Genomic DNA, 14686 nt, shown 5'->3' on the forward strand with positions numbered 1-14686 from the left:
AACAATTTTCCATAGTGTTTGCCAGGGATAAAGGTTTTTTCTCCGTATTAATCTGCAATTAACGGAAAGGTTTTAGTTCTAGGTAACCTTTTCCTTTTACGGATTTTCCTTCTATATCTCCACCGACTTTAACTGCGCCTTCCCAATAAATTAGTCCAGTGCTAGATCTTGCGTCGAATTCCTGCTCTTCGAATTTGGGCGAGATATTCAAATTAAACCGTTCGGAAATTAATTTCCATCGTAATTTATAGGAATTCCCGGTTTGGTCACTTTTCCAGGTTTTATCTTCTGGAACAAATTTCAGATCGTTCTCATTTTCTAGAGAGATTACTTTTCCATCGGGAGAGCGGTAAGTCCCAAAAGTTTCGATGTCTCCGGCTCTGTTCTTGAAATTGAATGCCATGATATCGGAACCGTCTTCCATTTGTATACAGATCCAATCCCAGGAAATATCTTTGGAGGAAAGATCGAATGCGGCTTCAGTGCCTTCTGGACTACTCCATTCATGATCCATCCAACTTGTGCCGGATTTGACATGATATTCTTTTCCTTCTAGATAAAGAGAACCTTTGGTTTCTAAACGAGGAATACTGTAATAATAGGAGAAAAATTTTGGATTCTTTCTGCTCTTGAGTGATTTTCCGTTTTTGCCATGAATCAGAATATTTTTTGGCTTAGCGGTGAGTTCCAATTCCAAGCCGAAGCCTGAGTCGGTTCTCGGAAAAGCAGAGATCCTAAAATCTGCAGGACCGGTGGCTTCCATACGATAGTCCCCGCTCCATAAGTTACTCTTGTCTTGGCCGGCGACTCCGCCTAATTCTCTTTCGATGGTTTGGGAGATCTTATGTTTTTCGTCTTCCAGATCGGAAATTGCAAAGTGAACAGGATACAATGCAACTTTGGGTCCAAGGTAAGCTCGGAAGAAGCTTAACTCATATCCTAACTCTTTACCTTCTTCCGTATCTAAGATACCAATGAAATAACACCATTCTACTCTGTAGCCTTTATGAAAGAAATGATCTTGGGGAAATTTAAAACTTTTGCTTTGGCCCTCTTTTAGATCGGTCTTAGGGGCAGCGAATCCGCTTCCACTCGAGATTAAGAGCATAGATGAGAACAGAACTGAAACGAGAATCCTGGAGGTTTTATTTGGTCTTACGACTCTATTTGTTAAAAATTGGAAGGGCATATATCGTCCTTTTCATTCTATTTCGGACAAAGTCCTGAGAAATTAGACCCGACCATGGTTTCTTTTTCTTTTTAAGTATTCAATCGATTCGTTTTTTTTATTTTTAGATTCGGAGAAGATCCAAAAATTTGAAATACGTGGGAGATCTTTAGATCTGTTTTTAAACACGGGATTGATATTATGGCGAATCCTAAACCCAGAAGCGAGAGACAAAAAGTCAAAAAATTCCTACAATATGTATTCGCAAGAATATTGGTAGGAACCCTATCTATCTTCCCTTATGTCCTTAGGGGAAAGATCCTATATCGTATTATTCGATTCCTGGCCAAAACGACAGGCGCGACTAAAAAAAGGATCGAAAGACATATACGTACTGCATTCCCTCAAATATCAGAATCAGAGATACAAGAGTATATTCTTCATAACCTCAGAAACCTTTCCCATATGGCTAACGAGTTTTGTGAAGAACCTAGAATGAACAGAAAGTTCATAGATAAATGGGTAACCTTCTTACCTGATAAAGAAACGCATGTCAGGCTATTTGAAAAAGGTGGGATTCTAGTTTTAGGCCATCTGGGTAACTGGGAAACGATGGGAGTTTCCATTTGTTATACTGCTCCTAAAAATGATTTGTACGTATTTGCAAAAAGACAATCCAATCCTTGGTCCAACGCTTGGATCGAAAAAAACAGAGCCTCTCAAAGAATTAAGCTAGTCTATACGGATGAAAGTCCTAGGAAGGCATTAACTTTGTTAAAACAAGGAAAGTTAGTCGCGTTTATATCGGATCAGGACGCAGGCAAGACAGGGTCCTTCTTTCCATTTTTAGGAAATATGGCTTCTACTTTCTTAGGACCGGCAACATTTGCCAGAATGACTGATGTGCCAATTTTATTCTGCAGCAGTTGGTATGATAAAACCGGAAAGTTATATTTTCATGTAGAAGAATTCGAAAGACCAAATCTGGATCCTAGAAAGGACCCGGAACTTTGGGAAAGAGAATTTACTTACAAATGGGTAAAACGTTTAGAAGAAGAAGTCTATAAACATCCTGGGGATTATTTCTGGCTGCATAGACGTTGGCATACCAAGCCGGAAAATAAAGAAGAGCTAGATAAGTTTTGGAAAGAATTTAAATCTTCTTCTGAAAAATCTAAAGTATAATTAAAATGCTGTAGGTTTAAGAGAATTTCTTTTCAGTTCAGCGGTTTCCAGGTCTTCTTCTGAAGCTTTATATTGCAAACCTTGGGACGTGAATAGTTCCACACAGACTCTACAGTCTTTTACTACTTCTCTAAAGTTGATCCTGTTCTCTTCACTAGCTTCTGCCCAAAGATCTTTCAACTCTTTCGGATCTTTAGAAAGATCGAATAGACGTTCTTTAGAAGGATTAGAATTCAGATTCATTATATAATGATAATTTCCCTTAATATAGCTGATCCCAACTTTATACAGAGAGATCTCGTTATTATTAGTGATAATGATCCTGCGATCTCCATAAATATCTCTAAGCAAGGATTTACCTTCTAGATTTGATGCATATCTCTTGATTGCTGAATTATTTTCTAGATTCAGAATATCTATGAATGTAGGGATCAGATCCGTATTCGAAACAGGTTTATCTGTGTTTCTGCGTATTGCTTGTAGATTCACTGACTCTTTCAGAGAATTAGGGATATATAACAACATTGGGATCGCTACAGTTTCTACATAGTTGCTATCTATATGTCCCAGGTAATCATGCTCAAAAAGAGATTCCCCATGATCTGAAGTAAAGATCACTACAGTATTCTCTAAGAAACCTTCTTTCTTAAGATAAGCATAAACATCTTCCAGAAGGCTATCCATATGACGAACAGAGTTATCATACTGGTCTGGGACAGAATCTACTGCAAAGAATCGAGAATCTTCTGGGACTATATAAGGAAAGTGATTTGTATTGAAGTGTAAAACACCTGCGAATCTTTTACCTGAATTCTTGAATCCTGTAAGATATCTTTTGAATTCTTTTACTGTTTCTCGATCATCGATCCCGATATCGTTAAATACTTTTAGGCCGCTTTTTTCTTTATCCCAGAGGAAATCGATCCCTGAGTTTTTAAAAAATCCTTCGAAATTATTCCACTGAAGGTTATGGCTAGTGATATAGAATGTAGATAGTCCTGCGGATTTTCCATACTCCCAGAATAATGGATAAGTATGAGTCATTGGAACTGGTTGAGAAGGAGAGACACCCGTTAATATACTCGGAAAAGATAGAAGAGTAGAACTCGAATTTGAATATGCCCTTTTAAATAGGAAGTATTGGCTGCGATCCGCAGTTTGTGCGAATTTTGACATGAAAGGAGTGGTATTTCTTTCGTAACCATATACTCCTAAACTTCCTTTCCTTAAACTTTCTGTTACTACAAATAGAACATTGAATTTAGGGTTAGAACCCATTTGAGGAAGTCTAGGTTGGTTCCTGGATTGTAATCCTGCTGATCCTAAACTATCTCCCGTTAGTTGATTGTATAAGTTTCTCCATACGAATGCGATCGTGTTTGTATCAGAAACATATACTTGGTCATTAAATCTGGTATTATTATGTAAGAATCCGCTGATCGCCAAAAAAACGATCACCACTCCGATCCGCACAGGCATTTGGAATCTATACTTTAAAGGTTCCTTTATTGTAGTGAACCAAAGAGAAGCACCTAAAACGATAAAGGCGATAAGTCCGAAGACTAAGGAGGATTTGGTAAATCCTCCTTCAACAATTGTCCAACTGTTCAATGGTTCATGGAATATAAAAGAGAACACGAAGAAATTAGGCATGATCCCTGTATACGCGTAGTAACCATAAGAACCTAATAATGTTCCGACGTAAAAAGACAAGATCAGAGAGAATACGATATAGTATGCTATCTTAGATTTTTGTTGGTAGAGTATTCTGAGGAGAATGATCGCGGCAGAATATAGAATTACCGAATAAATGAATGAGAGAAAATAAAACGCCCACTGCAAAGGTTTAAAAGTAGGTAATATCTCATCTCTGACAATGATGTCTGAAATTAGTATTACTGCAGGCAAAACCCAGACAGAATAACGGGAGAATATCTCTAGTATATTTTTTTTATTTATAGTTCCCATCTTTATCCAAAATTCTTAAAGATATGTAATTCGTCAATTACACCAAGTATGTCATACCTTCTCAAGGGCTAAAAAGAAAGTTATAAAAAACGAATATTAGACCGATGTTCAGTTACGATGTAGATTGATTCTAATTCATTCTTCTTAATTTTAAATTGAACGAATCCAATAAAAAGAATTAAGACCCAGTCTCAGTCGAATATCCGGAGTTAGACGTTCTTTGAAAATAGATGGTTAGGTTTTTTGAAGAGTATACAATGAGTGTATAAAAAGTTTTGTACGGCTGGAAATAAATTATTTCATAGCATGCTTCGAGTCTATCTGAGCCGACAAATGTGTCCCAAATTTTGGTGACATAACTGAAAGTACATTCAGTGAAAAATAAAATATACAGTAAATTCGGCAGAGATCTAGGATTTTCAAAGTAAATCGGAGAATTTCTATATTCGATAAAAATTCTCTATTCTGTACCGGCTCTAGTGGGAACCTTGTAATATAGTATCAACTATACTTTACAAATAATCCAATATATAAAACTTTGGTACATTATATTGGTCATCCTCAATTTAGGTCCGTCCAATACTTAAAGGTTCGATTTCGATGAGTCCATCCGATCTGGAAGCAAAATTAAACGGTCTGAGCTTAGAAGATTCTCTGGCAAAAATCTCCCAAGATTTTCCGGGACAAGCAGTCTTTTCCACCAGCTTCGGCCTTGAAGATCAGGTTATTACTCACGCAATTTATTCCCAAAATTTGGACATTCGTATCTTTACATTGGATACCGGCAGATTGTTCACTGAAACTTATGAACTTCATAAACGTACGAATGGAATGTATGGTAAGCGTATCCAAACATTCTTCCCAGATGCACAAGCGGTAGAAGATTTAATCAATGAGAAGGGACCTGATTCCTTCTACGATTCTATAGAAAATAGAAAAGAATGTTGTCATATTCGTAAAGTTGTCCCTTTGAACAGAGCTTTAGAGGGAGCTAAAATTTGGATCACCGGAATTCGTAACGATCAATCTGGTTCCAGAGAAAATTTAACCAAAGTGGAGCTGGATGCAGGAAGGGATATTTTGAAATTCCATCCTATTCTGGATTGGTCTTGGGAGAAAGTACAACAGTACGTCCAAGATAAACATATTCCATACAATCCACTCCATGATAAGGGATATCCCAGTATCGGATGCGCTCCATGTACGAGAGCGGTCATGGCAGGCGAAGATTTTAGAGCCGGCCGTTGGTGGTGGGAGAATGAATCCACGAAAGAATGCGGACTGCATTGGGTGGATGGAAAACTGGTAAGAAAAAAAGGATCAGAAGTATGACGACTAGAACTCGATTGTCGCATCTCCAACAACTAGAGGCGGAGTCCATTTATATACTTAGGGAAGTTGCCGCCCAATTTGAAAGACCTGCGCTTTTATTTTCAGGGGGGAAGGACTCGATCACCTTAGTCCATCTTGCACTGAAAGCATTCCGTCCAGGAAAGTTCCCGTTTCCTTTGGTACATATCGATACAGGTCATAACTTTCAGGAAGCATTACAATTTCGGGATGATCTTGCAAATCGTATCGGCGAAAAACTGATCGTTAGATACGTTCAGGATTCCATCGACCAAGGAAAAGCCGTAGAGGAAAAAGGAAAATTCCCAAGCAGAAACGCAATCCAAACAGTTACATTATTAGATACAATCGAAGAATTCAAATTTGATGCATGTATAGGTGGAGCCAGAAGAGATGAAGAGAAAGCCCGCGCAAAAGAAAGAGTATTCTCAGTGCGCGACGAGTTTGGTAGCTGGGATCCTAAATTGCAAAGACCTGAACTTTGGAATATATACAACGGAAAGATCCATGTGGGAGAGAACGTAAGAGTTTTCCCAATCAGCAACTGGACTGAGCTGGACGTTTGGGAATATATTAAATCTGAAAATATCCCTCTTCCTTCATTATATTTTTCTCATAGAAGACAAATCGTCTGGAGAGAGAATGTGGTATTCCCTGTTTCAGAATTTGTAACCTTAGATTCTTCTGATAAGGTAGAAGAGAAAACGGTACGTTTTAGAACCGTAGGTGATATGACTTGCACAGCAGCGGTGGAATCTGAAGCAAACTCTTTAGATGATATTATTCGCGAGATCCAGACTTCTAGAACAACCGAAAGAGGATCCAGATTGGATGATAAACGTTCGGAAGCAGCGATGGAAGAACGTAAAAGAGGCGGTTACTTCTGATGGATTTATTACGTTTTATTACTGCAGGAAGTGTAGACGACGGAAAATCTACATTGATTGGTCGTCTTCTTTACGATAGCAAATCTGTATTCCAAGATCAGTTAGAGGCAATTGAAAAAACAGGCCAAGTAAATGGTCAGATCAATTTAGCCCTTCTTACAGATGGACTTAAGGCGGAAAGAGAACAAGGTATCACAATTGACGTGGCCTATAAATACTTCTCCACGCCTAAAAGAAAGTTTATCATAGCAGATGCTCCAGGGCATATCCAGTACACTCGAAACATGGTGACTGGTGCCTCTAATTCAGAACTTGCAATTATTCTGATCGATTCTCGTAAGGGAGTAATCGAACAAACTTACAGACATTCTTATATAGCTTCTCTATTAAAAATTCCTCATGTAGTTATCTGCGTGAATAAAATGGACTTGGTGGATTTTTCTAAAGAACGTTTTGAGGAAATAGTAGAAGATTATAAAAACTTTGCTTCTGATCTGGATTTTAAAGGCTTGGAATTCATCCCGATTTCCGCTTTGAACGGAGACAATGTTGTAGATCCTTCTCCAAACATGACTTGGTGGAAAGGTAAAACTCTTCTTGGCTATTTAGAAGATCTAGAAATCGAAGTGGACGAAACTAAACATGAACCTAGATTTCCGGTTCAATATGTTATCCGTCCTCAAACCGAAGATCATCACGACTATAGAGGGTATGCAGGTCAAGTTAGGAGTGGTGTTTTTAAAAAGGGAGATGAAATTGCAGTTCTTCCTAGTGGATTACGTTCTAAGATCAAATCTATCAACACATACGAAAGCGAAGTAGAGGAAGCTTTTGCTCCAATGTCTGTTACTATTTTACTCGAAGATGAAATAGATATTAGTCGCGGCGATATGATCGTAGTAGACAAACACCAACCTACCGTTTCTCAGGATCTGGAAGCTGAGGTCTGCTGGATGGATGCCAAGTCTTTGGTTCCAGGAAATAAATACCTTTTAAGACAGACTACAGGTTCTGTAAAATCAGCCGTTAAGGAAATCTCCTTTAGGATAGATATTCAAACTCACGAAAAATTGGAATCTTCTCAACTTGCGCTGAATGAGATCGGAAGGATCAAGATCAGAACGGCAAAACCGATCGCATTCGATAGTTATTCTGAAAATCGTGGAACGGGAAGTTTCGTTTTGGTGGATGAAGGTACCAATAATACAGTGGGTGCCGGGATGATCGTAGGAGCCTACTGATCTAGTCTAATGAAGACCGATATTGGAAAAGTATATTTGGTGGGTGCAGGTCCCGGAAATCCGGAATTAATGACCTTAAAAGCCCTGAAAATATTAGAAAAAGCGGAAGTAATTCTGTACGACGCACTATTAGACTCTTCCTTTTTGGAATATTTTCCTTCTTCTGCACTAGTTCATTATGTAGGGAAAAGGGCAGGGCAGCATTCCGCAACTCAAGAAGAGATCCAGGAACTGATTGTTAGATATTCTCTCCAAGGTAAAACAGTAGTACGTTTGAAGGGAGGAGATCCTTTCGTATTCGGAAGAGGCGGAGAAGAATTACTCACTTTAAGAAAATATAAAATTCCTTACGAGATCGTTCCGGGCGTGAGTGCATTGAGTGCAGGATCTTCCGGAGCAGGTTTTCCTTTAACACATAGAGGATTGTCCAGACAGGTTTTGATCATGGATGGTCACACCGTTTTGCAAGAAGATACTGATTGGAAATGGTTTGCAGAGTTCAAGGGTACAATCGCTTTATTTATGGGAACTTCTTCCATTGAACAGATCTCCAAAAATTTGATCAATAACGGAGCTTCTTCTCTTGTTCCAGTAGCTTTGGTAGAGAACGCGAGTTTAAAAAACCAGAAGACAACTGTCACTAGTTTGGGAAGAATTATAGAAGAAGGTTTATCCAAACAAAGTTCAGGGCCTGGAATTATTTATATTGGTCCGGTTGTTCATTTGATCGGAGAAAATCCTGAATTGGACTTTCAGGGTTTTGCTTCCCAAGGAGAAGAAGTATGAACAAACTTCTCCCTGTTTTTATAAAATTAGAAAATAAAAAGGTGTTAGTAGTGGGTGGCGGAAATGTTGCCCTCGAAAAATTACAACACCTAAAAGAAACCGGCTGTGCGCTCACAGTTATCTCTAAAGAATTCAAGCCGGAAACTGTCCGTTTACTTTCTTCCGTGAAAGATGCGAAGATAGAAACAAGAGAAGTTCAGGTTTCAGATCTGGACGGTTTTGATCTCGTATATTCTGCTACAAATGATAGGCAGACCAATCGTAACTTAGTAGAACACGCTAAGCAAAAGAAGATTTGGATCAATTGTGCAGATGATCCTTCTCTTTGTGATTTTTATTCTTCAGCATATTTTGATAGGGGGCCGGTTCGTGTGGCGGTCTCCACCCAAGGAGGGTTTGCGGGACTGGCCGGGACCATCCGCACTATTCTTGAAGAGATCCTTCCTGAGGACCATGATCAAGAATTGGAAAATTTATTAGAAATCCGTAATTTGAGCAAACGTAAACTAGGTGATCCGGAAGAAAGGAAAACTGCTCTCAAATTTTTGCTGAGCGAGTTTAAACAAAAATACTTATCAACGGATACGAAATCATAGGAAGCTAATCCAAAAGGACGAATACGATCGATGTCAGAACAAAAAGAACTTAGCGAAGTCGAGCATATTAAAACCGCCTCTAAGGGACTAAGAGGAAAGATCGGTACTGCTATCGAAACAGGTGCAGATGGTTTCGAGGAAGACGATAAACAATTGATCAAATTCCACGGAATGTACCAGCAAAAGGACAGGGACCGTAGAAAAGATGACGCTGGAGAATTTATAGAAAATCCAACCTCTTTTATGATCCGCGGAAGGATCCCTGGAGGAAGACTTACTTCTGACCAATACTTGGTCTGGAACGATCTTGGCGATAAATTTGGCGGTGGCGCTCTACGTTTAACTACTAGACAATCCATCCAAATGCACACAATCCTTTTGAAAGATTTGAAACCAATCATGCAGGCAGTGCATAAAGTGAATCTTTCTACTATGGGCGCATGTGGCGACGTTGTGCGAAACGTGACTCAAGCTTTGAATCCCTGGGGAAATAAGGAACTTACACAATTAGATCCGATCGCTCAATTATTATCAGACCATTTTAAATATAAGAGTAATGCATACGCTGAACTATGGTTAGGTGAAAAACAGCTTAATAAAGAGGACGAGCCGGATCCTATTTATGGAACTACTTATCTTCCTAGAAAGTTCAAGATAGCAGTTACTCTTGCAGGAAATAACTCAGTCGATATTTACACTAACGATATGGGATTTGCAGCGACCTTAGATGCAAATGGAACGATAGACGGTTATTTCGCTTTTGCAGGTGGCGGGCTCGGAATGACTCACAATAAAGCTGAGACTTATCCTAGGGCGGCGGACTTACTTGGTTGGATCCCCGAAAAAGATCTGATTCCAGTTGCGGAAGGTATTGTAACTTCTCATAGAGATTTCGGAGATCGTACTAACCGTAAACATGCTCGTTTGAAATATGTTTTAGCGGAGAAGGGTGTGGAATGGTTCCGCTCCGAAGTAGAACGCAGATCCGGTGCAAAATTTGATATCGACCGTAAACTTCCTAAATGGGAAACTCCAAACTATCTTGGTTGGACAGAAAGAGCGGATGGAACTCTTGCATTAGGATTCCATACTCTTTCAGGAAGGATTAAAGACTTCCCTGAGAAGCCGTTAAAGACTGCTTTGAAAGATATTATCTCTACTTTTAAACTGAGTGTGCAGGTAACTGCAGATCAGGATTTAGTTTTGATGGGAATCAAAAAAGAAGATAAGGAAAAATTAGAATCTAAATTAAAAGATTATAATATTAATCCTGCTTCTCCTAAACCTTTGTATGATCGTGCGCTTGCCTGTCCTGCTCTTCCTACATGTGGATTAGCATTAACCGAATCCGAAAGAACCTTCCCTCAATTATTGGAATCCATTCAAAAAGTGATCGATAAGCTGGATTTAAACGATAGAGCCCCTATTGTAAGGATGACCGGATGTCCTAATGGATGTGCAAGACCTTATTCTGCGGAAATCGGAATCGTCGGCCAACAGGCAGGTGGAAAATACTCCTTATTCTTCGGAGGAAATCCGGAAGGAACTAAAGTAGGTGACTATGTTGCTAAAAAAGTTCCATTTGCAGACATTCCTGTCCAACTAGAGAAGGCATTTGAAGTTTGGAAAAAAGAAGGAAACCCCGATGAAAGATTCGGAGACTTTGCTGCTCGATATTCCTTGGATAAGTTCAGAGAATTATTAGGAGCGATGTAAGTTTCACTTTTCTAAAGCGCTCCAGTCGGGGCGCTTTTTTGTTTAGAAAAACATTTCCAAACTTTCCAATTTCCACTTCCATACCTTTTGAGTAGAAAATCCTGCGAGTAAAACTCCGGAACCGTACTGCAAAGCAGAAGTAATCGATCCCAATTTATCTGAAGTATTATCCATTAAAGAAATACTAATATCTCCTTCTTCATTCATCGAGAGAATATAAGCTAATTCTCCTTCTAAAGGTCGAAAAAAGAATGGAAGTGCAGCAATTGCCTTTTTCAAAAGAGGAAAATTCTGTATTTTATCAATTGCAATATGTCTGGGAGAAGATAAAGCGATCCAAAAATTTCTTTCAGAATCTGAACTGATCAAGGCTGGGCTTCCAGGCAGATGTGTGATCATGAACTGATCCTTTCCGGCCTTCTTCCCTTTTAACCAAAAGCGAGACACACGATGTCTATACTTTTCTCCAAAGACTAAAAAATCCTCGGAAGAAGATAAACTGATTCCGGTTGGATGATATAGATCTTCTAAAACTGTTTTTACTTCTTGGGTTTTAGGATTGTACGAAAGAATTCTACCATTCGGTTTAGACTCTAACTCTTCCAAATAGGAGTCTTCAAAGGAGAACTTTCTACTGACTTCCGTAAAGTATACTGTTCCGTCGGATCCGATGTCTAGACCATAAAGATTGGTTAATGCATTTCCTTCCGAATCTTCTCGAAGAAGTACATTCTCGTTTCCTTTAGAATCATAAAACGCAAGTCCCAGTCCGGAAACGCAGGCGACTAAATTTTCTTTTCCATCAAATACGATTCCTAACGCTCGTCCTGAGGTTTTAGCGAATAATTCCAATTGTCCATCAGTCTTGATCTTGTATATATTCCCATCCGATGAGCCGGTATAAATGGCTCCTCTGGAATCTATTGCAAGACCGAAAGGTTTTTCAATAGTAGATTTTTCATTTACCGCATTAGAAATAAATAATATATCTTTTTCTTCTTGGCGGATGATATCATCTGGATCATAGTCTGTTGGATCTGTTTTTGCCCAACCGAAAAGAATAAAGATCCCGAAAATCAAAGATATAAGAACGGAAGGAATTAGTATCCTAATAGCTGGGTTAGAAAGAGATCGATGGAACATTAGACATGACCCTTAAAAATGGGCCTCTGTCTCAAACTATTTCTTAACACTTCAAAATGTAAATGAAATCCGGTAGCTCTTCCGCTCATTCCAACTTTTCCGATCAACTCACCTTTTTTGACCTTTGTGCCAGGCGCTACCAACAATTTACTTAGATGCCCATATTTGGTTTCGTAACCCAATCCATGTTTTAAAACGATTAAACTTCCGTAACCGCCTCTTGTACCAGAAAAGGAAACTTCTCCATCCGCAGACGCATACACCGGTGTTCCTTCTTCCGCAGCCAGGTCAATACCACCGTGAAAAGTATCCTTTTTAGTGAACGGATCCTTTCTTCTTCCAAACTTGGAACTTACTCTTCCTTCTTCTGCTAATGGATCTGAAAATACCAGTCCGTAAAAAAAGTTTTTCTCTTCTTTAGGTAATCCTCTTCCTGGAACGAACCAGGATTTTCTGAGGTCATCATAGTATAAGAATTTAGGAGAGATACGAAAACGGGCCGCAACTTTTTTGCGAGTGGACTCGTCGGGAGAATGTTCTTCCGAGTCGTAAACTCCTCTCATATTCGGAATCAAAAGTTCCATTCCAGGATATATGTCTTGCGGAGATGCAAGTTCATTTACGGAAGAAAGAGTGTCCAAGTCCATTCCGGTCCTGGCCATAATCTTAAAGAAAGTATCCTTGGGTCCAACTTTGTAGACTAAGAATCTAAGATGAACCAGATCTTTTTGGTCCAAGTTAGAAACTGAAATTTGAAGATTATATTTTATCTCTTCTCGGACTCGGATGATCTTCGTGTCCGAATATTCTAAACTTTTTAATGGAAGGCGATCGTAAACCGCGTGAACCTCGTTTAGTGAGAGTAGTATAAGTGCGGATAACAAAATGAGATGTCTTTTGAAGGAAGGCATATCTTTTCTCTAATCGGCAGATTATAAAAAAACAATGACGCAAAAAATCCCCCATAAATGATTGGAAGGGCCCTTTGGAATGGATTTAGAAAAGGAAGATCAAAAGCTCGCGCCTGGTAGAGATGTTCTGCTCATGGGTCTGATCCAGGTTTTTGTACTGTTCATTGGTATGTATTCCTATATGAGGGTCACCCGATTCCAAGTAGAAAGTACTCTATCTCTCAAGGCTCCTAAGCAGAATTTTGTTAAGGCAAAAGAAGTCGTAAATACAGTACCTTCCAGCGTAGTTTGGAATGAACCTGCTTCCGCCGAAAAAGCAGTTAGAGAATATACAGAGTTCGTTGTTACTAAACGTCCTTGGTTATTGTCCTTAGACAGGATTATCTGGGGATTATGCTTTCTTGTCCCTTCTTTCTTTTTCATCCGAAAAATAGCTAAAATTGAAACTGCAGAATTTACCGATTCAGCGAGCGGAAAAGATATAGTTGCAGGTGTCGCGACTGGATTTGCTACATTCTGTTTTGTGAATGTAGCTAGTAGTCTGATCTTCTTTATTATAGGTAAACCTCAATCCAATTATTTGGAAATCATCCTTACTAAAAATCTTTTCTTAAATTGGAAACTACTAGGATGGACCTTGCTTTCAATTGCATTCGGAGCTGGTATTTTTGAGGAATTTTTCTTTAGAGGATTTTTACTTAAATACTTTGAAGAAAAAAACTTAGGTTCTATTGGACTCATAATCACTTCAGTTATTTTTGGAGTGGTACATTTTAATGGGGGATCATATGTGGCTCCGATCCTTCTCATCTTTGTAGGATTTTCATTTGGAATTTCTTATTTAAAAACCGGTAATATATGGGTGCCTGTGACAGCACATATCACTTATAATGCATCCATGCTTCTGGCCGGATTTCTACTTGGGGATCGGATCTCTTAATGAACATGCAAAAAATTTTTAAACATAAAATCCTAAATACCTTATTCGTATTTCTCTTTTTATCCTCTTTCTCTTCTATATACGCTGGGGAAGTTTTTGAATTAGAGGGTGATCCGGGAGAGAATGACATAAGACTTCTTTCTGCATTAAATAAATTAACTTATGATAGAGTATTATCTAACCAAAACACGAAAGGTTTTGCATTTAGATACACTACGAAATGGTATTCTCCCTTACAACTAGATGTATTCGTTTTAGGACTTGCAAAAAGAGATAAGATGAGTTTGATCCGGATCGAATCTTCTAAAAAAGGAACGGAAAGAGTTTTTAGGAATTTTCTACAAGAAGAACTTACCAAAAAAGAATTAACAGGTGGACTTTCCAATTACGCAGATGTTTCGGATGAAGCAAAGTTTGAGCCTTATCGTAAGAATTATTTTTGGAGCGAGTCTTTAGCACTTGTCCAACCTGCGGCTTCTGTTTTTTATAACTCGTATAAATCTCCAGTGTATGGAGGTTCAGATAGGCTAAAAAGTATGTTCGGATATATCGTAACTGATCTTCTGCTCGCAGGAGTTGGATATTATTATGCGACTACTACAATGGAAAAAAACAGTGCTCTTGAATCTTACTTCTTTAAGCCTACAGCTTCTGGAAACGTTTTGGATTCTCCTGGGGCGCCCGTCTTTATTGGTTTATTGATCCTTCCTAGACTATATAGGATGATAGGTGGTTGGCAAGATACCTACACTCATAATCGGATCATGGAGATTTCGGTTTCCAAATCATTTTAAG

Annotated in this window: 13 protein-coding genes; 9 read left to right on the plus strand and 4 right to left on the minus strand. The window is 38.8% G+C overall.

Annotation, left to right across the window (positions count from 1 at the left end; genetic code table 11):
* Positions 1–58: 58 nt before the first annotated feature.
* A complete protein-coding gene (locus B1C82_RS11545) occupies positions 59–1189 on the minus strand; it encodes a lipocalin-like domain-containing protein (RefSeq protein ID WP_086447705.1) in 1131 nt (376 codons plus the stop codon).
* A 180-nt stretch (positions 1190–1369) separates the two neighbouring features.
* On the opposite strand from B1C82_RS11545, the gene B1C82_RS11550 reads away from it, so the two are divergent.
* Positions 1370–2353 (plus strand): lysophospholipid acyltransferase family protein, encoded by a 984-nt coding sequence (locus tag B1C82_RS11550; RefSeq protein WP_086447706.1) that lies wholly within the window; start codon positions 1370–1372, stop codon positions 2351–2353.
* On the opposite strand, the gene B1C82_RS11555 is transcribed toward B1C82_RS11550, so the two are convergent.
* Complete coding sequence (locus tag B1C82_RS11555) at positions 2354–4321, minus strand: phosphoethanolamine transferase (protein WP_086447707.1); 1968 nt, start codon at positions 4319–4321, stop codon at positions 2354–2356.
* Between the two features lie 600 nt (positions 4322–4921).
* Between B1C82_RS11555 and B1C82_RS11560 the strand changes: the two genes are divergently transcribed.
* The 6 genes from B1C82_RS11560 to B1C82_RS11585 are packed head-to-tail and all read left to right on the plus strand — an operon-like array spanning position 4922 to position 10897.
* Positions 4922–5653: a phosphoadenylyl-sulfate reductase gene (locus B1C82_RS11560; protein WP_086447708.1), complete on the plus strand. Its 732-nt coding sequence runs from the start codon at positions 4922–4924 to the stop codon at positions 5651–5653.
* A complete protein-coding gene (gene cysD / locus B1C82_RS11565; protein ID WP_086447709.1) occupies positions 5650–6558 on the plus strand; it encodes a sulfate adenylyltransferase subunit CysD in 909 nt (302 codons plus the stop codon). Before B1C82_RS11560 ends, cysD begins: the two co-directional genes overlap by 4 nt.
* The gene (locus tag B1C82_RS11570) at positions 6558–7799 is read left to right on the plus strand and encodes a sulfate adenylyltransferase subunit 1 (protein WP_086447710.1); all 1242 of its coding nucleotides are present in this window, start codon (positions 6558–6560) and stop codon (positions 7797–7799) included. The genes cysD and B1C82_RS11570 overlap by 1 nt, the downstream gene beginning before the upstream one ends.
* A gap of 9 nt (positions 7800–7808) precedes the next feature.
* Positions 7809–8585, plus strand: a complete 777-nt coding sequence (gene cobA / locus B1C82_RS11575; RefSeq protein WP_086447711.1) for a uroporphyrinogen-III C-methyltransferase — start codon at positions 7809–7811, stop codon at positions 8583–8585.
* Positions 8582–9181: a precorrin-2 dehydrogenase/sirohydrochlorin ferrochelatase family protein gene (locus tag B1C82_RS11580; RefSeq protein WP_086447712.1), complete on the plus strand. Its 600-nt coding sequence runs from the start codon at positions 8582–8584 to the stop codon at positions 9179–9181. The genes cobA and B1C82_RS11580 overlap by 4 nt, the downstream gene beginning before the upstream one ends.
* A gap of 30 nt (positions 9182–9211) precedes the next feature.
* Positions 9212–10897 (plus strand): NADPH-dependent assimilatory sulfite reductase hemoprotein subunit, encoded by a 1686-nt coding sequence (locus B1C82_RS11585; RefSeq protein ID WP_086447713.1) that lies wholly within the window; start codon positions 9212–9214, stop codon positions 10895–10897.
* Positions 10898–10939: 42 nt separating this feature from the next.
* Here the strand turns inward: B1C82_RS11585 and B1C82_RS11590 are convergent, their stop codons facing one another.
* Positions 10940–12040, minus strand: coding sequence for a strictosidine synthase family protein (locus tag B1C82_RS11590; RefSeq protein WP_086447714.1), 1101 nt, complete (start codon positions 12038–12040; stop codon positions 10940–10942).
* On the minus strand, positions 12040–12951 hold the full coding sequence (locus B1C82_RS11595) for a peptidoglycan DD-metalloendopeptidase family protein (RefSeq protein ID WP_086447715.1): 912 nt from the start codon (positions 12949–12951) through the stop codon (positions 12040–12042). The genes B1C82_RS11590 and B1C82_RS11595 overlap by 1 nt, the downstream gene beginning before the upstream one ends.
* 79 nt (positions 12952–13030) lie before the next feature.
* On the opposite strand from B1C82_RS11595, the gene B1C82_RS11600 reads away from it, so the two are divergent.
* Complete coding sequence (locus B1C82_RS11600; RefSeq protein WP_086447716.1) at positions 13031–13891, plus strand: CPBP family intramembrane glutamic endopeptidase; 861 nt, start codon at positions 13031–13033, stop codon at positions 13889–13891.
* Complete coding sequence (locus B1C82_RS11605; RefSeq protein WP_086447717.1) at positions 13891–14685, plus strand: hypothetical protein; 795 nt, start codon at positions 13891–13893, stop codon at positions 14683–14685. The genes B1C82_RS11600 and B1C82_RS11605 overlap by 1 nt, the downstream gene beginning before the upstream one ends.
* Position 14686 lies beyond the last annotated feature (1 nt).

The sequence above is a fragment of the Leptospira venezuelensis genome (assembly GCF_002150035.1).
GTDB lineage: Bacteria > Spirochaetota > Leptospiria > Leptospirales > Leptospiraceae > Leptospira_B > Leptospira_B venezuelensis.

Excerpts from the sequence above, each read along its gene's own strand:
- B1C82_RS11605 (WP_086447717.1), top strand. The coding sequence starts at position 13,891 with ATGAACATGCAAAAAATTTTTAAACATAAAATCCTAAATACCTTATTC.
- B1C82_RS11555 (WP_086447707.1), bottom strand. The coding sequence starts at position 4,321 with ATGGGAACTATAAATAAAAAAAATATACTAGAGATATTCTCCCGTTAT.
- B1C82_RS11545 (WP_086447705.1), bottom strand. The coding sequence starts at position 1,189 with ATGCCCTTCCAATTTTTAACAAATAGAGTCGTAAGACCAAATAAAACC.
- cobA (WP_086447711.1), top strand. The coding sequence starts at position 7,809 with ATGAAGACCGATATTGGAAAAGTATATTTGGTGGGTGCAGGTCCCGGA.
- B1C82_RS11580 (WP_086447712.1), top strand. The coding sequence starts at position 8,582 with ATGAACAAACTTCTCCCTGTTTTTATAAAATTAGAAAATAAAAAGGTG.
- B1C82_RS11550 (WP_086447706.1), top strand. The coding sequence starts at position 1,370 with ATGGCGAATCCTAAACCCAGAAGCGAGAGACAAAAAGTCAAAAAATTC.
- B1C82_RS11570 (WP_086447710.1), top strand. The coding sequence starts at position 6,558 with ATGGATTTATTACGTTTTATTACTGCAGGAAGTGTAGACGACGGAAAA.
- B1C82_RS11600 (WP_086447716.1), top strand. The coding sequence starts at position 13,031 with ATGGATTTAGAAAAGGAAGATCAAAAGCTCGCGCCTGGTAGAGATGTT.
- B1C82_RS11560 (WP_086447708.1), top strand. The coding sequence starts at position 4,922 with ATGAGTCCATCCGATCTGGAAGCAAAATTAAACGGTCTGAGCTTAGAA.
- cysD (WP_086447709.1), top strand. The coding sequence starts at position 5,650 with ATGACGACTAGAACTCGATTGTCGCATCTCCAACAACTAGAGGCGGAG.
- B1C82_RS11595 (WP_086447715.1), bottom strand. The coding sequence starts at position 12,951 with ATGCCTTCCTTCAAAAGACATCTCATTTTGTTATCCGCACTTATACTA.
- B1C82_RS11590 (WP_086447714.1), bottom strand. The coding sequence starts at position 12,040 with ATGTTCCATCGATCTCTTTCTAACCCAGCTATTAGGATACTAATTCCT.
- B1C82_RS11585 (WP_086447713.1), top strand. The coding sequence starts at position 9,212 with ATGTCAGAACAAAAAGAACTTAGCGAAGTCGAGCATATTAAAACCGCC.